The sequence below is a fragment of the Pseudomonas sp. PGPR40 genome (assembly GCF_022014505.1).
Lineage (GTDB): Bacteria > Pseudomonadota > Gammaproteobacteria > Pseudomonadales > Pseudomonadaceae > Aquipseudomonas.
In genome coordinates this window covers 38,357-57,089 of sequence record NZ_JAKLSP010000004.1, presented here as the reverse complement: position 1 = coordinate 57,089, position 18,733 = coordinate 38,357, and the positions used below count along the sequence as shown (strand labels likewise).

The following is an 18,733-nucleotide window of genomic DNA, read 5'->3' as shown; positions in this document are numbered from 1 at the left end:
ATGTTGTGTGCTCACTTCAGTAAACCCAAACCTCAACCCGCCGATTCTTGATCCGCCCCTCATCCCCGCTGTTGGCCGCCACCGGCATTTCGGCGCCGAAACCGCGAATCTCGCGAAATACCACGCCGCTTTTCACCAGTTCTCGTCGCACCGCCATGGCCCGCAATCTCGACAGCAGATCGGCTCGCGCCGGGTCGCTCTTGGCGTCACCAAACCCTGCCAGCGTCACTTGCCGATTGGTTTTGTCGTGCTGCTTTATATAGTCGAGCACCCGCGACAGGTCCTGTCGGGCCTTGTTGTCCAGCATCGCGCTGCCTTCTTCGAAACGGAAGTTCACTGTCAGACGCTGAGCATGACGACTGAGTGCCTGATACGCCTCAGGCATCAACGCATTCGGCGTGACGGCCATGGCCTGAACCGTCTGTGCGATAAAACCACTGGCCGCGACGATCGCCTGGCCTTTGCTGCTTTGGGCAAACTTCACCAAGGCCTTGGCCCAGGGATTTTTCCCATTTGGCGGTAGGTAAAAGAACAGCCGACGGGACAGTGGGTAATCTTCCGTCGCGATCAGGCTATTGAGCGGCAGCATGGCCTGGGAGTCGCCATCGACAATGGCCACGGCTTTGGCCTGGCGCACATAAGGCAAACCGATGAAGCCGATGCCTTGCAGGTCCAGACTGACCGCGTCAGACAATTGCTCGCTGGATTCGAAGCGTTTCGCGTTGCCGCTCAGGGTTTTCCCACGCGGGCTTAGGACCAGTTCCTTGAACGTATCGTAGGTGCCCGATTGATCATCCCGCGCATAGAGATGAATCGCCCCACCGGTGCCGCCGAGTTCTTCCCAGGTTTTCGCTTCGCCGCTGAAGATCCGCGCCAATTGTACGGTGTTGAGTTGCTTCAGCGGATTATGCGGATGAAGGATGATTGCCAGCCCATCGATGGCGATGACTTGCTCGGCAATCGGGCTTTTCAGGTCGCCCAGCGGCTCAAGATCCAGCCGTTCGCTGTCCTTGATCGGGCGCGAGGAGGCCGCGAGATCGGCGGATGCGATTTTCAGGGCTTTGAACCCGGTGCTGGAACCGTGGGCCGCGACCTCCACCTCAACTCGGTGTCCCTGAACAGTTTCGCCGACGATGCGTTGTTCGTTGGCTTTGTCCGGGGTATCGCGGTGAACCTTGAGCAGGCCCTGTTCACGCATCAACCCCTCGACCAGTGCCGGGCCCAATGCCGCGCCAATGGTGTTGGAGCCCTGGATACGCAGGACCGGGCCATGTTCAGGCATTGGCAAATCGCCGGCCGACACCGTTAATGGCAGCAGGGCGGCGAGCATCGACACAAACAACACGCGCAGCGTCATGCCGGCACCTTATAAGCCTGGGAAAGTGCCGGGAGAATAAGTCAGTAAGGTTTCTGAACGATGACAGTGATCGTTCCCACGCTCTGCGTGGGAATGCATCCCGTGACGCTCTGCGTCACATTCAAGAGCGGAACGCGGAGCGTCCCCGGCGGCGTTCCCACGCAGAGCGTGGGAACGATCAGCAAAACCGGATCAGCTCAACTCAAGCCAGATCGGCGCGTGATCCGAAGGTTTTTCCATCCCGCGCAGATCGTAATCGACACCCGCATCCTTCACCCGTGGCAACAACCCATGGGACGCCATGATCAAGTCAATCCGCAGCCCGCGCTTGGGTGTATCCTCGAAACCGCGGCTGCGGTAGTCAAACCAGCTGAAACGGTCGGCAACGTCCGGGTTCAGGTGACGGAAACTGTCCACCAGACCCCAATTCTTCAGGCGGGCCATCCATTCGCGTTCTTCGGGCAGAAAGCTGCATTTGCCGGTTTTCAACCAGCGTTTCATGTTGTCCGGGCCGATGCCGATGTCGCAATCTTCCGGGGAAATGTTCACATCGCCCATCACCACAATCGGCTGGTCGTTGCTGAACTGGTTTTCCAGCAACTGCTGCAGATCGCTGTAGAAACGTTCCTTGGCCGGGAATTTTGTCGGGTGATCGCGACTTTCGCCCTGTGGGAAATAGCCGTTCATGATGGTCACCGGCACGCCATTGGCGTCGGCGAAAGTGCCCCATATGAAGCGCCGCTGAGCGTCTTCTTCGTCAGTGGTGAAACCCTTGTACAACGCGATCGGTTCCTTGCGCGAGAGCAGGGCCACGCCGTAGTGACTCTTTTGCCCGTGAAAATACACGTGATAACCCAGCGCCTGAACCTCGGCGAGGGGGAACTGGTCGTCGTGGACCTTGGTTTCCTGCAATCCGATCACGTCCGGTTGATGCTTTTCAATCAGCGCCGCCAGCTGATGCGGGCGAGCGCGCAGCCCGTTGATGTTGAAGGAGACGATCTTCATGGTCGGCAGTCCTAGCAAAAGTGCGATGCTAGCTGACATGTAGGAATGGGGCCAGCCTTGGGGTGAGGGGATTCGTTGTGTCCTGTCAGAGATGTGTTGGCAGATCGGGCCTCTTCGCGGGCAAGCCACGCTCCCACAGGATTCGTGTCGTGCACAAAATCTGTGAACGCCACTGAAACTGTGGGAGCGTGGCTTGCCCGCGAAGGCGTCCGCTCAGTCGATGAAGATCGTGGCTTGGTCTATACCTGTGTGGGGAACTGTGAAGCTACCCAAAGGCTCGTACCAATAAGAACGCGGCCTTCTGAGCCGCGCCAGGGGAGATCTACCGTCATGCCCGAAACCTCCACCACCATTGCCGATGTCCACATGCTCGACAGCGGCTATTCCCGCGAAGCACGCTCCCTGCTGTACCAGGCGTACCGGCACGAGCCGACGTTCGGTTACCTGTTCGAAGCCGAACGCCCCGGGTATGAACAACGGGTACGGGCGACGGTGCGCGAACTGGTCAAACAACACTTTTTTCAGGATTTGCCGGCCATTGGCTTGCTGGTCAACGACCGCTTGATCGGCATCGCCCTGATCGCGCCGCCGCAACGTCGCCTGGGGATCACCGAAAGCTGGGCCTGGCGCCTGCGGATGGTGCTCAGCACCGGGTTTCGCTGTACCCGACGCTACCTCGATTACCACGCCGCCGTGATGGCGTGCGTGCCGTCCGACTCGGTGCATGTTTTGCCATTACTGGGGGTTCATCCGCAATTCCAGGGCAAGCACTTCGGCGAACAATTGCTGCAAGCGGTCCATAACTGGTGCGCGGTCGATGAGCACTCCCAAGGCGTGATCCTCGACACGGGGAATCCTCGTTATCTGGAGTTCTATAAGCGTCAGGGCTATGAGGAAATCGGCGAAGTGGCCGTAGGACCGATTCGTGAACACGTGTTTTTCCACGCCAACCCGCAGGTGTTACAAACAGCAACGGCGTGAAGGTGAAACTTTCGCGGCAGGTCAGGCTCTATCAGGCTCCCACGCTCGTGATAGCATCCGCGCTATGAAGTTTTCCGGAAGATTTACCAGTGGCGTGCTGATGCTGATCTCTAGCTGCGCGGCACTGGCGCAAAGTGAATTGGATGTGCGGATCAAACCGTCCAACGATGAACTGAAAGCCAATATAGAAGGCTATATCGGTAGCCTCGGCGATCGTGATGAAGAAGCCTTGCTGCGCTTCAGTCGTGGCGCCGAAGAACAGGCGCGCAAGGCCGCCCAGGCCTTGGGCTATTACCAGCCGCAAATCGACAGCGACGTGAAGGGCGGCAAGACGCCGCGCCTGGTGCTGAACATCGATCCGGGCGAGCCGATCCATTTGCGCAACGTTACGGTCCGCATCGACGGCCCGGCGGCCTCGTTCAAATCCTTTCGTGTACCGAAAAGCGACCTGCTGAAACCTGGCGCGGTGCTGAACCATGGTCATTATGAAGACGCCAAGCGGCTGATCCAGAACCAGGCCTCGCGCTACGGTTTTTTCAGTGGACGCTTCACCCGCCAGAAACTGTTGGTGGACCCGCGTGCCGGCGTCGCCGACATCGAATTGATCTATGACAGCGGCCCGCGCTATGCGCTGGGTAAAGTCAATTTTGAAGGCGATACACCGTTTGATGAAGACCTGCTGCAACGCATGGTGCCGTTCAAAGCGGGTACGCCCTATGACTCCGAACTGATTGCCGAACTCAATCAGGCGCTGCAGTCGAGCGGCTATTTCGAGGGCGTGCGCGTGGACGCAGCGCCGACCGCGTCCAAGGACGACGTGATTCCGGTGGCGGTCAAACTGGAAACCCGCAAGCCACGGACCATGGGGTTGGGTCTGGGTTTTTCCACCGACGTCGGTCCACGGGTCAAAGCCAACTGGACCCGCCACTGGGTCAATCCTCAAGGGCACAGTTACGGCTGGGAGGCCGAGATTTCGGCGCCACGGCAGAACGTCGGGCTGTTTTACGACGTTCCGCTGGACCCACCATTGACCGACAAACTGCGCTTTGCCGGTGGTTATCAATATGAAGAAATCGCTGGCACCGACACCCTCAGCAAACTGCTGACGCTCGGCCCCGAGTGGCACAGCAAATTGCCCAGCGGCTGGCAGCGGGTGGTGTCGCTCAAATGGCAGCACGAGGAATACAAGCTCGGTGACGATTCGGGGCTCAGTACCTTGCTGATGCCCGGCGTGAGTTATTCGTACCTGAAAAGCGATAACCGTATCGACCCGCACAATGGTTATCGCCTGCAATTCGAAACCAAAGTCGCCAAGGAAGGATTGGGTTCGGACACCAACCTGATCTACGGCACGGCGCTGGTCAAAGGCCTGACCACGGTCTTCGACAAACACCGCTTGCTCGGTCGGGTGCAGGTCGGCGGTAGCGCCACCAATGGCTACAAATCGGTGCCGCCGTCTCTGCGCTTCTTTGCCGGTGGCGATCAGAGCGTGCGCGGTTACGACTACCAGAGCCTGTCCCCGGAAAACTCCGATGGCGACCGCATCGGTGGCCGCTACATGGTGGCCGGCAGCGTCGAGTATCAATACACAATTGCCGAAAAATGGCGGGTCGCTACCTTCATCGACCAAGGCAACTCCTTCAACACACTCGAATTGCCGAACCTCAAGACAGGGGTCGGTATCGGCGTACGCTGGGTCTCGCCGGTGGGGCCGATTCGCCTCGACCTGGCCCACGCAATGGACGACGACGGCGGCATTCGACTGCACTTTTCCATGGGGCCTGAGCTGTGAAGCGTGGTTTGAAAATAACGCTGCTGGCAATTCCGGCGCTGCTGATGCTGATCGTGCTGACGCTGGTCACGGTGTTGGGCACGGCTACGGGCAGTCGTTGGGCGCTCGGGTTTGTGCCGGGTTTGACTGTGGAGAATTTCCAGGGCCGTTTGGGTGGGCAGTGGAGTGCCGATCATCTGGTGTGGCAGCAGGACAGCAGTCGGGTTGAGCTGAGCAAAGCGATTTTCGCCTGGTCGCCGTTGTGTTTGACACGCATGACGCTGTGCATCGAGCAACTGCAGGCCGAGCAGGTCAGCCTGCAATTCCCGCCGGGCGTGGAAGAAGAAAGCAGCGGCCCGATCAGTCTGCCGGACTTGAAATTGCCGCTGGCTATCGAGTTGGGCGACGTCAAAATCGGCCGTCTGCTGTTCAACGGCAGTGAAGAACTCAAGGGGCTGCAACTGGCGGCGCACTGGACCGAGAAGGGTTTGCAGATCGACTCGGTGCACTTGCAGCGTGATGAACTGAGCCTGAACCTGTCCGGCCTGTTGCAGCCGAGCGGCAACTGGCCGCTGACCGCTGAAGGCAAACTGACCTTGCCGGCGCCGGGTACCGAACCATGGGCGCTGGCCCTGAAAGTCGACGGCGATCTGCTGAAAACCCTGAACCTGAAAGCCGACAGCAGCGGTTATCTGAACGGCCAACTCACTGGCGAGTTGCAACCGCTGGTGGAAAACCTGCCGGCCAAAGTGCGCATCACCGCCGACGGTTTCAAACCCAGCGCCGAGTTGCCGGACACCCTGCAACTCAATCAACTGGAACTCACCGGCGACGGCGACCTGAAAAACGGTTACCAGTTGCTCGGCAAAGCCACATTGCCCGCCGAACAAGGCCCGGTTGCGCTGTTGCTGCAAGGCAAGGTCGACGCCAAGGGCGCGCAGATCGCCGGCCTTGATCTGACGGCCAACGACAAACAAAGCCTCAAGCTCACAGGGCAAGTGGACTGGAGCAAAGGCCTGAGCGCTGATGCGAAAATCGACTGGCTGGATTTCCCGTGGCACCGTCTCTATCCATTGATCGACGAGCCGCAAGTGGCGCTGCGCAGTTTCAACGGTGAAGTCTCCTATACCGACGGCAACTACATCGGTAACTTCAAGGCCGCACTGGATGGCCCGGCCGGGGCGTTCAGCCTGAACAGCCCGTTCAGCGGCGATCTGACCAAAATCCACCTGCCGCAATTCAAACTTGAAGCCGGGCAGGGTAAGGCCGAAGGGCACTTGAACCTGCAGTTTGCCGACGGTATCGCCTGGGATACGGCGCTGGACCTCTCCGCGATCAACCCGGCGTACTGGCTCGCGGAGTTGCCGGGCACGTTGGCCGGTCCCTTGCGCAGCAAAGGCGAGATGAAGAATGAAACGCTCAGCCTGACCGCCGACCTGGACCTGAAAGGCAAGTTGCGCGGGCAACCGGCGGTGTTGCAAGCCAAAGCCGATGGCGGCGGCGAGCAATGGAACCTCAGTGCCTTGCAGATTCGCCTCGGCGACAACAGCATCAACGGCCAGGGCAGCCTGCAACAGAAACTCGCCGGCCAGATCGACATCAAACTGCCGCGCCTGGCCCAGCTCTGGCCGCAACTGCGCGGTCAGCTCAATGGCCGGGTCGATGTCGCCGGCACGCTCAAAGCGCCACAAGGCAAGCTCGGTCTGCAAGGCACCAAACTGGCCTTCGAAGACAATCGCCTGCAAAGCCTCAACCTGGACGCCACCCTCGACAGCGCTCAGCGGGCGAAGATCGACCTCAAGGGCAGCGGCATTCAGACCGGTGATACGTCGCTGGGCACCTTGACCGCCAGCGGCCAGGGCGACATCAAAAACCAGAAACTTGCCCTCGACTTGCAAGGGCCGAAGCTGAAACTCGCGCTCGGTCTCGACGGCACGCTGGATAAGGGCAATTGGCGTGGGCGTCTGGCCAGTGGCAATATCCAGGCCGGCGGTCAGGACTGGAAACTGCAAAATCCAGCGAAGCTCGAGCGATTGGCGGACGGCAAAATCAACTTTGGTGCCCATTGCTGGATGTCCGGCCCGGCCAGCCTGTGCGGCGAAGATCAGCGTTTGATGCCCGAGCCGAAGCTGCGTTACCACCTCAAGCAATTCCCCATCGACAGTCTGGCGCAGTGGTTGCCGAAAGATTTTGCCTGGAAGGGCAAGCTCAACGCCGACCTGCAACTGGACTTGCCGGCCAGCGGCCCGAATGGCCAGATCAGTATCGACGCCAGCGGCGGCACCTTGCGTATGCGCGAGAAGGAGCAATGGCTGGACTTCCCGTACCAGACCCTGAAACTCACCAGCAAACTCACGCCAAAACGCATCGACACCGACCTCAACTTTGTCGGCGGCAAGCTCGGTGAACTGATGGTTCAGGCGCAGATCAATCCGATACCGAAAAACAAACCGCTGACCGGTTCATTCCGCCTCAGTGGTCTGGACTTGTCGGTGGCGCGGCCGTTTGTGCCGATGGTCGAGAAACTCACCGGGCATTTGAGCGGCAGCGGCACATTGTCCGGCGGACTGCTGGCGCCGCTGGTCAATGGCAACCTTGTGCTGCGCGACGGTGAAATCTCCGGGCCTGAACTGCCAATGGCGCTCGAAGCCTTGCAACTTCAAGCCGTGATTGCCGGTGAAACCGTGCAACTGAATGGCGGCTGGAAAAGCGGCAAGACCGGGCAGGGCAGCCTTAATGGCAACATTGCCTGGGGCCAGGCGCTGGTGGTGGATCTGGCGCTCAGGGGCTCGCAGTTGCCGGTCACGGTTGAGCCCTATGCTGCGCTGGAAGTCGCGCCGGACCTGAAGATCTCCATGAAAGACGACAGACTGGCGATCGTCGGCAAGGTGCTGGTGCCCAAGGGCGAAATCATCGTGCGCGAACTGCCGCCGTCGACGGTCAAGGTCTCCGATGACACGGTGATCGTTGGTCAGCAGACCGAAGAGGGCAAACCGCCGATGGCCATGGCGATGGACATCGATGTGGTGGTGGGGGAGGACAAGCTGAGTTTTACCGGGTTTGGCCTGACCGCCAACCTGCAAGGTCATGTGCACATTGGCGACAACATGGACACCCGTGGCGAACTCTGGCTCAACGACGGGCGTTATCGCGCCTATGGCCAGCGACTGACGGTGCGCCGGGCGCGCTTGTTGTTTGCGGGGCCGATCGATCAGCCGTATCTGGACATCGAAGCGATTCGCCAGACCGACGACGTGATCGCCGGCATTCGCCTCAGCGGCAGCGTCGAGCAGCCGACCACGCAGATTTTTTCCGAGCCGGCCATGAGTCAGGAGCAGGCGTTATCCTATCTGGTGCTGGGCCGTCCACTGAGCACCAGCGGTGAAGACAACAACATGCTCGCCCAGGCCGCCCTTGGGTTGGGTTTGATGGGCAGTTCGAAGGTGACCGGCGGCTTGGCCAAGAATTTGGGTATTCAGGATTTCCAGCTCGATACCCAAGGCAGCGGCGAGACGACCAGCGTGGTCGCCAGTGGCAACATCACCGAGAAGCTCAGCTTGCGTTATGGCGTCGGCGTGTTCGAACCGGCCAATACCATTGCCTTGCGCTACAAGCTGAGCAAAAAGGTCTACCTCGAAGCTGCCAGCGGCGTGGCCAGTTCGCTGGACATCTTCTATAAGCGGGATTTCTAGGTCCCGTCTCCCTTTAACACCGAGTCGCTCCGTTCGCTGGCAAGTCAGCTCCTACGGGTGCCGGCCTTGAATGCGCTGGGCGGGGCGGGCAACCCGGCCTACGCGCAGCTGGATCATGTGCTGACCAGCCAGGCGTACATGCTCTCCACCGTGGATTACTTCACTTGCTCGGGTGGGTATTCATGGGGTTGATTCTGCTGGTGTGGCTGGCGAAACCGCCGTTTGCGGCGAAGGCGGGACCTGCTGCCTCCGGGCATTAAGCGACCTCTTGTAGGAGCGAGGCTTGCCCGCGAAGGCGGCGTGTCAGTCTACGTAAATGTTGATTGACACGCCGCCTTCGCGGGCAAGCCTCGCTCCTACAGAAGGATTGGGTTACCAAAATCAAACGGCGCCAATGCAAACCCTTGCTCATCCACCTGCAACGCCCAGCCCTGACGATCCCAATCCCCTAATACAATGCGTTTGGCCGACTGCTCGCCAATCTGCAATTTGTGGATGGCGGGGCGATGGGTGTGCCCGTGGATCAAGGTTTTCACGCCATATTGCTGCATGATCCGCGGCACTTCTTCCGGCGTGACATCAACAATGTCATTGGCCTTCATCCGCGTTTGCGCGCGGCTTTCATTGCGCAGCTTGCGCGCCAGTTTATGGCGAGTACGCAAGGGCAGATGACGCAGGATGAACAGGGTGATCGGGTTACGCAGATAGCGACGCAGCTTCATATACGCTTCGTCACGGGTGCAGAGGCTGTCGCCGTGCATCAACAGCACCGGCTCGCCGTAGAACTGCACGACACTGGGGTCCTTCAGCAATGTACAGCCGGCCTGTTTGCAAAAGGCCTTGCCGAGCATGAAGTCGCGATTGCCGTGCATCAGAAAAATGGCCGTGCCGCTGTCGCTAAGTTCGCGCAGGGCCTGGCAGATGGAACACTGGAACGGCGTCATGGCATCGTCGCCAATCCACGCCTCGAAAAAGTCGCCCAGAATGTACAACGCACTCGCCGAACGGGCGCGTCCAGCGAGCAAATCCAGAAACGCCCGGGTTATGTCCGGGCGCTCCTCTTCCAGATGCAAGTCTGAAATCAGCAGTATCACTCAATGATCTCGGCTTTCTCGATGATCACGTCGTCTGCGGGTACGTCCTGGTGGCCGGCTTTGGAAGTGGTGGCCACGCCCTTGATCTTGTCGACCACGTCGGTGCCTTCGACTACTTTGGCGAATACAGCATAGCCCCAACCCTGAGTGGTTTTGCCGCTGTGGTTCAGGAAGCTGTTGTCAGCCACGTTGATGAAGAACTGGGCGGAAGCCGAATGCGGCTCCATGGTGCGGGCCATGGCTACGCTGTACTTCACGTTCGGCAGGCCGTTGTCGGCTTCGTTCTGGATGCTTGGGCGCTTGTCTTTCTTTTCTTTCATGCCTGGCTCGAAACCGCCGCCCTGGATCATGAAGTTGCCGATAACGCGGTGGAAAACGGTGTTTTCGTAGTGACCGGCTTTGACGTACTCGATGAAGTTGGCCACGGTGATCGGGGCTTTCTCAGCGTTCAGTTCCAGGACGATGTCGCCGAAGTTGGTAGTCAGTTTGACTTGGGTCATGATCTGTACTCGTTCTATGAATTCGTGGGTTTCGGGGCGCATTGACCCTCAACCAGTCCGGCCAGTGGCGGCCAAGGCACGCAGTTTAGCGTGCCGGGCGCGAATTTCGAGGCTGTTTTTCATTGCCGGCCGATTAAATGCAACCGATTGCCGGCCTGCTCTGTCAGCCACTTGACAGCATCGGCTATGATAAGCCCCTTTGATTTATAACAGCCGCTTTGATTTGGCCAACTGGCCGCGCACTTGTACGTTCAAGGATCCTATGAGCAAGCCCACTGTCGACCCTACCTCGAATTCCAAGACCGGCCCTGCCGTGCCGGTCAATTTCCTGCGCCCGATCATCCAGGCGGACCTGGACTCGGGTAAGCACACGCAGATCGTCACTCGTTTCCCGCCTGAGCCCAACGGCTACCTGCACATCGGTCACGCCAAGTCGATCTGTGTGAACTTCGGTCTGGCCCAGGAATTCGGCGGCGTCACGCACCTGCGTTTCGACGACACCAACCCGGCCAAGGAAGACCAGGAATACATCGACGCGATCGAAAGCGACGTCAAATGGCTGGGCTTCGAATGGTCCGGTGAAGTGCGCTATGCCTCGCAGTATTTCGACCAGCTGCACGACTGGGCGGTAGAACTGATCAAGGCCGGCAAGGCCTATGTCGACGACCTGAGCCCTGAGCAAGCCAAGGAATACCGTGGCAGCCTGACCGAGCCGGGCAAGAACAGCCCGTTCCGTGACCGCTCCGTGGAAGAAAACCTCGACTGGTTCGCCCGCATGCGTGCCGGCGAATTCCCGGACGGCGCACGCGTGCTGCGGGCCAAGATCGACATGGCCTCGCCGAACATGAACCTGCGCGACCCGATCATGTATCGCATCCGTCACGCGCATCACCACCAGACCGGCGACAAGTGGTGCATCTACCCGAACTACGACTTCACCCACGGTCAGTCGGATGCCATCGAAGGCATCACTCATTCGATCTGCACCCTGGAGTTCGAAAGCCATCGTCCGCTGTACGAGTGGTTCCTCGACAACCTGCCAGTACCGGCTCAGCCGCGTCAGTACGAATTCAGCCGCCTGAACCTGAACTACACCATCACCAGCAAGCGCAAGCTCAAGCAACTGGTCGATGAAAAGCACGTTCATGGCTGGGACGATCCGCGCATGTCCACGCTGTCGGGCTTCCGCCGCCGTGGCTACACGCCGAAATCGATCCGCAACTTCTGCGAAATGATCGGCACCAACCGTTCCGACGGCGTGGTCGATTTCGGCATGCTCGAATTCAGCATCCGTGACGACCTCGACCACAGCGCCCCACGCGCCATGTGCGTGTTGCGTCCGCTGAAAGTCGTGATCACCAACTACCCGGAAGGCCAGGTCGAAAACCTCGAATTGGCGTGCCACCCGAAAGAAGACATGGGCGTGCGCGTTCTGCCGTTCGCCCGTGAGCTCTACATCGACCGTGAAGACTTCATGGAAGAGCCGCCAAAAGGCTATAAGCGCCTGGAGCCGAACGGCGAAGTGCGTCTGCGCGGCAGCTACGTGATCCGCGCCGACGAAGCGATCAAGGACGCCGATGGCAACATCGTCGAACTGCGTTGCTCGTACGACCCGGAAACCTTGGGCAAGAACCCTGAAGGCCGCAAGGTCAAAGGCGTGGTGCACTGGGTGCCGGCTGCGGCCAGCGTCGAATGCGAAGTGCGTCTGTACGATCGCCTGTTCCGTTCTGCGAACCCGGAGAAAGCCGAAGACAGCGCCAGTTTCCTGGACAACATCAACCCTGATTCGCTGCAAGTCCTCACCGGTTGTCGTGCCGAGCCTTCGCTTGGCAATGCACAGCCGGAAGACCGTTTCCAGTTCGAGCGCGAAGGTTACTTCGTCGCGGATATCAAGGACTCGAAGCCCGGTCATCCGGTGTTCAACCGTACCGTGACCCTGCGCGATTCGTGGGGCCAGTGATTCAGCGTTAAGGAAGGAGCATTCGTGCTTACGATCTACAACACGCTCACCAAGAGCAAAGAAGTCTTCAAGCCTCTGGATGGCAACAATGTGCGCATGTACGTCTGCGGGATGACCGTGTACGACTACTGCCACATTGGCCATGGCCGCAGCATGGTCGCGTTCGACCTGGTGACCCGCTGGTTGCGGTTCAGCGGTTATAACCTGACCTATGTGCGCAACATCACCGACATTGAAGACAAGATCATCAATCGGGCGAAGGAGAACGGCGAGCCGTTCGACGCGCTGACCGAACGCATGATCACCGCGATGCACGAGGACGAGGCGCGCCTCAACATCCTCAAGCCGGATATGGAGCCCCGTGCCACCGATCATATCGCTGGCATGCAAACCATGATCCAGACCCTGATCGACAAGGGTTACGCCTACGCACCGGGCAATGGCGACGTGTACTACCGCGTCGCCAAGTTCATGGGCTACGGCAAACTGTCGCGCAAGAAGATTGAAGACCTGCGCATTGGCGCACGGATCGAAGTCGACGAGTCCAAGCAGGACCCGCTGGACTTCGTGCTGTGGAAAGGCGCCAAGCCGGGCGAGCCGAGCTGGCCTTCGCCGTGGGGCGACGGGCGTCCGGGCTGGCACATCGAGTGCTCGGTGATGTCGACCTGCTGCCTCGGCGAGACCTTCGACATTCATGGCGGCGGCAGCGACCTCGAGTTTCCGCACCATGAAAACGAAATCGCCCAGAGCGAAGCAGCCACCGGCAAGACCTACGCCAACGCGTGGATGCATTGCGGCATGATTCGCATCAATGGCGAGAAGATGTCCAAGTCCTTGAACAACTTCTTCACCATTCGCGACGTGCTGGAAAAGTACCACCCGGAAGTCGTGCGTTACCTGCTCGTATCGAGCCACTACCGCAGCGCAATCAACTATTCGGAAGACAACCTCAAGGACGCCAAGGGCGCACTCGAGCGTTTCTACCACGCGTTGAAAGGCCTGCCGAACGTGGCGCCGGCTGGCGGCGAAGCCTTTGTCGAGCGTTTCACTCAGGTGATGAACGACGATTTCGGCACCCCGGAAGCCTGTGCGGTGCTGTTCGAGATGGTTCGCGAGATCAACCGTCTGCGCGAGAGTGATCTCGATGCGGCGGCGGGTCTGGCGGCTCGTTTGAAAGAATTGGCCAGCGTGTTGGGTGTGTTGCAACTTGAGGCCGATGACTTCTTGCAGGCTGGTGCCGAAGGGCGCGTGGATGCAGCCGAAGTCGAGGCGCTGATTGCTGCACGTCTGGCAGCTCGTGCCGGTAAAGACTGGGCCGAATCCGACCGCATCCGCGACCAGCTCACCGCCATGGGTGTGGTGCTGGAAGATGGGAAGGGGGGGACGACTTGGCGATTGGCTGACTGATGATCGTTCCCACGCAGAGCGTGGGAACGATCAAACAAAACCCGCCTTGTGCGGGTTTTTTGTTTTTTAAGGGGGCGCTTGGCAGGGATGATTTTGCGGGTAAAAGTTTTTGCTGAAGGCTGTATACGTCTGGCCCAGACGATGCGTGTTTCATAACATAAGGACATATTTTTATTTGAGGTTCTTCGGGTAATTCCTGATTTTAGGGTGACCAATACATTATTTTTATCAGTGTTGAATTGAAACGGTGTTGCGTTATCTTTAGATCTCGTCGAGGGTCAAACTCTGAGTGGTTGTTAAATGGTTGTGAGTTTTTTAGAGTTGTTTTTTTGCTGCAGTCGTCGTGGTAAAAATTCAAGTAACTAATAGTTTGCAGTGCTCAGGATGTTTAGAGGATGGTAATTATCCTTCGCCTGGGAAATATTAGTGTCTTTAGGTGTTGCTGGTATAAGTCATTCGGTATGAGCAGTACGGGAAATCTTGACGGGGAATAAAAATAGTTCCCAGTGATTATGTGAGTCCGGTGTGCATATTTAAGTGTTTGTGGTTGAGTCTCTTAAGTTGTTAGCGTTCGTAGGTGATGAATGAATATAGCCTATTTGTAATTATTGTCGGAGCTTTCTTGCGTATGAGTAGGATTTTTCTTTATTCGCTGTTTTGTCAATGGTGAGGTCGTAACGGCAAACGAGAGACGTGGTTCAATGGACAATATTTTATAGAATTTGCACTGGTCCGATTTTAGGTGCAAATAATCGATAAAAGTGGAGTTTTCGCTTCCAGGAGGGAAAGGTGAAGAATATGTCTAAATATCCGGATCATCTGTGCATTAACCATTTATTTGAGGCGCAAGTTGCGCGCAACCCTGAGGCAGTGGCACTGGTCTTTGAGGGGGAGGCGCTCAGCTATGGTGAACTCAACGCCAGGGCTAATCGGCTGGCCCATCGGTTAATTACCTTGGGTGTTGGACCTGACCAGCTTGTGGCGATCTGTGTCGAGCGCTCCCCTGCGATGATTATTGGCCTGATGGCGATCCTGAAGGCGGGCGGTGCCTATGTGCCGCTCGATCCGGAATATTCGGGGGAGCGGCTGGTGTTCATTCTTGCAGATACGGCTCCAGTCCTAGTGCTGGCTGACGCGGCGGGGCGCCGAGCGCTCGGGGCTGCTTTGCAGGTTCATACCGTCCTTGATCCTGGTGATGTCCACGCTGAAGTGGACGCCAATCCTGAAGTCACCGGCCTTACCCCCAACAACCTCGCCTATATCATCTACACCTCGGGCTCAACCGGACAACCTAAAGGGGTCATGGTCGAGCACGCTCAGGTGATGCGTCTGTTCGACACGACACATCCATCTTTTGGTTTTGAGGCCAGTGATGTTTGGTGTCTGTTCCACTCTTTTGCCTTCGACTTCTCGGTCTGGGAACTGTGGGGAGCCCTTCGTTATGGAGGGACGCTGGTGCTGGTCCCGCATGCGATTACCCGTTCTCCGCAAGCGTTTTACCAGTTGATTTGTGAGCAGGGCGTCACCGTTTTGAACCAGACCCCGAGCGCCTTTACCACCTTGATGGAGTACGTACAACCGTCATCGGACCGGCTGCGCTATGTCATCTTTGGAGGCGAAGCGCTGCAGCCGTCGACCCTGCGCAACTGGTATGGGGTGCGTGGCGAATTTGTCCCACAACTGGTCAACATGTATGGGATCACGGAAACCACGGTCCACGTCACCTATTACCCTCTGACGTCATCAGATGCACAACAAGCCGACAGCGTGATCGGTCAACGTCTGCCGGATTTGAACCTCTATCTTCTGGACGCGCATGGCCAGCCTGTTCCAATGGGAGCGGTGGGTGAGATATATATCGGCGGGATCGGTGTTGCGCGTGGATATCTCAACCTTCCCGAACTGACGGACGAGCGTTTCTTGCTCGATCATTTTGCAGGCAAGCCTGACGCGCGCATGTATAAAACGGGGGATTTGGCCCGTTATCTGTCGAACGGAAACCTGGTGTTCCTGGGCCGCAATGACGATCAGGTCAAGATACGGGGCTTGCGGATTGAGCCGGGCGAAATCGCGGCCAGATTGACCGAGCATCCCTCCATCCGCGAGGCGGTTGTGGAGGTGCAAGGCGTAGACACCGACAAGCGACTGATCGCTTATGTGGTGGCTCAGCCAGAGGTCTCGAACAATGATGCCTTTATATTCAAGGCCGACTCCGAGGCGGATTTACCGCTTGCAGGACGACTGCGTGATTATCTGAGTGAGCGTTTACCCGACTACATGGTGCCGTCTGCCTTTGTGCTCATTGAAAGCTTGCCGCTGACGCCTAACGGCAAGCTTGATCGGCGGGCGTTGCCTGTTCCTGAGGAAGAGGCCTTTGCTCATGCGGCCTATGAGGCCCCACAAGGTGAGACTGAGACTATCCTGGCAGCGCTTTGGTCAGAGTTGCTCGGGGTTGAGCCGGTGGGGCGCCATGACAACTTCTTCGCGCTCGGCGGCCATTCGCTCATGGCCGTCCAGCTGATGCAAAAAATCAGGAGTTATGGTTTGGAGTGTTCGCTGAGCGACATTTTTGAACACCCGCGTATGGCTAACCTTGCCTTTCAAATCGCACAGTCTCCTTTGCTTAATCGGCATGTCGGAGCGATCACGGTGCGCAGTGGCGGGACTGAGTCCCCGGTCTTTTTTGTTCCTTCGGGATTAGCTGATTATTCGTATGCTATTTCTCTGGCACAACAGATCCGGGTGAGCTGCCCGATCCATGTGTTGCCCTGGTCGGCCATTGGCGAACCTTTTCCTCACTCAATGGAGGTTATGGCCGAAAGAATGGTACCGCTCATCCAGGCGATTCAGCCTGAAGGGCCTTATCGAATTGCGGGATATTCTTCTGGAGGAATCCTCGCTTACGCAATCGCCCATGTGCTTATGTGCAAAGATGCCAGCGTTGAGTTTTTAGGGTTTATTGATGTTCCGGCGCCACATAAGTTGATTTATAAAAATAAAGATATAAAGCACTATTTTATTGAACATGTTAGGTCGGTGGTTTCCGAAGCGGAGAGTCATGAACTCGATAGATTAAGTGAGTGTGATGAGTTTGGTGAGCTGATAAGAAAAGCCCAGGATCTGGGAGGCTATGATTTAAATGCAGATATCTCACTGGAAACAGTCAAATGGCAAGCTGTTTATCAATTTTCACAAATTGCCGGCGCCTATAAGCCAGCGCCATTACCGATCAATCTCTATCATTTCTACGCTGCGGATCGTGAGCGTGCCAGTCTGCCTCATGTTGATATGGTAGGCGGGTGGAGAGAACGATTACCTGATTTGGCTATTCGTTCTATTTCTGTTCCGGGCGGGCATCTGTCCATGATGGCTGATGTCAGTAATCGCAAGCACTTGGCTGAAGCATTTAATCGAGCACTTTTGCAAGGATGATTGAGCGTTAGCTTTTACAGACGCCACTAGTCGGCATGCAAGTGGGGGCTGTTGCAAATTTTGTAACTACCCACTCGTATGCTTGTTCAATGGACATTTTTGTCGCCGGTAAACCGCATCCAATTGTTTACGTCACGTGTAGCGGGATACTTATCAGCGTCGAATTATAAACTGGAGAAATCATGGCTAATCCCTATCGCGAGCTTCTGACAACCCCCGGCGTCATGGGGTTAGTCATCGCGAGCTCCATTGCCCGTCTGCCACAGGCAATGATCGGCATCGGCATCATTACTATGTTGGTGCAGCAGACGGGCCTTTATTGGCTGGCTGGCTCTGTCGCAGGTACATTTACATTAGCGAATGCGCTGATCGGCCCGCAAATATCGAAACTCGTTGATCAGCGAGGTCAGAGTCGGGTTTTGCCCTTTGTGACTGCCTTCAGCATTGGTATGTTGCTGGCGCTGATACTTGCTGTCTACATGCGGGCCCCAGCGGTACTGTTTTTTATTCTTGCGGCACTGGCAGGCACAATGCCCAGCATGCCCGCGATGATAAGAGCGCGCTGGACACAGCTTTTCCGTGGCAAGCCGCAACTACACACGGCCTTCTCACTGGACACTGTTCTAACTGAACTCGCGTTTATTATCGGCCCACCACTCGCCATTGCTCTGAGCATCAGCTTCTTCGCCGAAGCCGGACCGCTTGTTGCCGTCTTGCTGCTGGTAATCGGTGTGACTGCTTTTCTTCTCCAGCGGCGGACAGAACCGAAGGTGGTTGTAGGCAGCATGAGGAGCGCAAGCTCGACCTTATTTATCCCCGGCCTTCGCACCATCGTTCTGGCACTTCTAGCGATGGGTGTAATTGGCGGATCAATCGATGTGGCAGTTGTTGCTTTCGCCAACGCACAAGGCTGGCCAGCGTCCGCCAGCTTCATCCTGGCAGCCTATGCGCTCGGCTCAATGGTTGCTGGCCTGACGTTCGGCGCGTTAAGGGTTTCCTTACCGATTGAAAAGCAGTTCTTTGTTGGGGTACTGGTAACGGCAGTCACAGCCGTATTGCCCATTTTCTCACCGGACGTCTACATCCTTGCGGGAATGCTCTTTGTGGCAGGTGTGTCATTCGCGCCAACGATGGTCATCGTCATGAATCTCGGCACGATCATTGTTCCACCTTCCAGGATCACCGAAGGACTAACGTGGATGACGACCGGCATCAGCATCGGTGTTGCGCTCGGTGGAGTACTTTCGGGCCTGATCATCGACGTCTATGGCGCGCGGGCAGGGTTCGGTATAGCCATTGTCGCGGGGCTCGTAATGGTAGTGGTCGTAATTATTGGTCTGCGCACACTTGGTACCGCGTCAGCGACGTGTGGCGAGCCAACCTTCTAGTCATCGGACTGTCTGGATGAGCATGTATGTAGCGCCAACTGAGAGCAATTCAACTCACGCGATGACACAGTGCCTATTTTGGATTGAGCATCGAACGGTTTGAATACCGAAGGCCAAAACGAACAAAGCTTACAGGTGCCCAAGGC

General features: G+C 57.4%; 11 protein-coding genes and 1 pseudogene. 8 read left to right on the top strand and 4 right to left on the bottom strand.

Translation table 11 applies throughout. The features are described 5' to 3' along the window. Positions 1-16: 16 nt before the first annotated feature. A complete protein-coding gene (locus MEB48_RS05370) occupies positions 17-1,357 on the bottom strand; it encodes a substrate-binding domain-containing protein (protein ID WP_237882583.1) in 1,341 nt (446 codons plus the stop codon). Positions 1,358-1,549: 192 nt separating this feature from the next. After that, the gene (xthA, locus tag MEB48_RS05365; RefSeq protein WP_237882581.1) at positions 1,550-2,362 is read right to left on the bottom strand and encodes an exodeoxyribonuclease III; all 813 of its coding nucleotides are present in this window, start codon (positions 2,360-2,362) and stop codon (positions 1,550-1,552) included. A 330-nt stretch (positions 2,363-2,692) separates the two neighbouring features. Between xthA and MEB48_RS05360 the strand changes: the two genes are divergently transcribed. The 4 genes and pseudogenes from MEB48_RS05360 to MEB48_RS05345 all read left to right on the top strand — a co-directional run. Then, complete coding sequence (locus MEB48_RS05360; RefSeq protein WP_237882579.1) at positions 2,693-3,343, top strand: GNAT family N-acetyltransferase; 651 nt, start codon at positions 2,693-2,695, stop codon at positions 3,341-3,343. 64 nt (positions 3,344-3,407) lie between these two features. Then, a complete protein-coding gene (locus tag MEB48_RS05355; protein ID WP_237882577.1) occupies positions 3,408-5,135 on the top strand; it encodes an autotransporter assembly complex protein TamA in 1,728 nt (575 codons plus the stop codon). Beyond that, positions 5,132-8,806, top strand: a complete 3,675-nt coding sequence (locus tag MEB48_RS05350; RefSeq protein ID WP_237882575.1) for a translocation/assembly module TamB domain-containing protein — start codon at positions 5,132-5,134, stop codon at positions 8,804-8,806. The genes MEB48_RS05355 and MEB48_RS05350 overlap by 4 nt, the downstream gene beginning before the upstream one ends. A gap of 63 nt (positions 8,807-8,869) precedes the next feature. Beyond that, positions 8,870-9,066 (top strand): annotated as a pseudogene (locus MEB48_RS05345) (MFS transporter); the annotation flags it as partial. Between the two features lie 96 nt (positions 9,067-9,162). Here the strand turns inward: MEB48_RS05345 and lpxH are convergent. Both lpxH and MEB48_RS05335 read right to left on the bottom strand, forming a co-directional pair. Then, entirely contained in the window at positions 9,163-9,900 is a 738-nt protein-coding gene (lpxH, locus tag MEB48_RS05340; protein ID WP_237882573.1) for a UDP-2,3-diacylglucosamine diphosphatase, read from the bottom strand. Further along, a complete protein-coding gene (locus MEB48_RS05335; protein WP_237882571.1) occupies positions 9,897-10,400 on the bottom strand; it encodes a peptidylprolyl isomerase in 504 nt (167 codons plus the stop codon). The genes lpxH and MEB48_RS05335 overlap by 4 nt, the downstream gene beginning before the upstream one ends. Before the next feature lie 262 nt (positions 10,401-10,662). Here MEB48_RS05335 and MEB48_RS05330 point away from each other — a divergent pair, with 262 nt between their 5' ends. From MEB48_RS05330 to MEB48_RS05315, 4 genes are all read left to right on the top strand, one after another. Then, entirely contained in the window at positions 10,663-12,360 is a 1,698-nt protein-coding gene (locus MEB48_RS05330) for a glutamine--tRNA ligase/YqeY domain fusion protein (RefSeq protein ID WP_237882569.1), read from the top strand. Between the two features lie 24 nt (positions 12,361-12,384). Beyond that, positions 12,385-13,767 (top strand): cysteine--tRNA ligase, encoded by a 1,383-nt coding sequence (gene cysS, locus MEB48_RS05325; RefSeq protein ID WP_237882567.1) that lies wholly within the window; start codon positions 12,385-12,387, stop codon positions 13,765-13,767. A gap of 798 nt (positions 13,768-14,565) precedes the next feature. Further along, positions 14,566-17,199 (top strand): non-ribosomal peptide synthetase, encoded by a 2,634-nt coding sequence (locus MEB48_RS05320; protein ID WP_237882565.1) that lies wholly within the window; start codon positions 14,566-14,568, stop codon positions 17,197-17,199. 182 nt (positions 17,200-17,381) lie between these two features. After that, positions 17,382-18,587: an MFS transporter gene (locus MEB48_RS05315; RefSeq protein WP_237882563.1), complete on the top strand. Its 1,206-nt coding sequence runs from the start codon at positions 17,382-17,384 to the stop codon at positions 18,585-18,587. Positions 18,588-18,733 lie beyond the last annotated feature (146 nt).

Bases quoted from the DNA above. Each gene is read 5' to 3' on its own strand.
- MEB48_RS05370 (WP_237882583.1), bottom strand. From the start codon at position 1,357: ATGACGCTGCGCGTGTTGTTTGTGTCGATGCTCGCCGCCCTGCTGCCA.
- xthA (WP_237882581.1), bottom strand. From the start codon at position 2,362: ATGAAGATCGTCTCCTTCAACATCAACGGGCTGCGCGCTCGCCCGCAT.
- MEB48_RS05360 (WP_237882579.1), top strand. From the start codon at position 2,693: ATGCCCGAAACCTCCACCACCATTGCCGATGTCCACATGCTCGACAGC.
- MEB48_RS05355 (WP_237882577.1), top strand. From the start codon at position 3,408: ATGAAGTTTTCCGGAAGATTTACCAGTGGCGTGCTGATGCTGATCTCT.
- MEB48_RS05335 (WP_237882571.1), bottom strand. From the start codon at position 10,400: ATGACCCAAGTCAAACTGACTACCAACTTCGGCGACATCGTCCTGGAA.
- MEB48_RS05330 (WP_237882569.1), top strand. From the start codon at position 10,663: ATGAGCAAGCCCACTGTCGACCCTACCTCGAATTCCAAGACCGGCCCT.
- MEB48_RS05320 (WP_237882565.1), top strand. From the start codon at position 14,566: ATGTCTAAATATCCGGATCATCTGTGCATTAACCATTTATTTGAGGCG.
- MEB48_RS05315 (WP_237882563.1), top strand. From the start codon at position 17,382: ATGGCTAATCCCTATCGCGAGCTTCTGACAACCCCCGGCGTCATGGGG.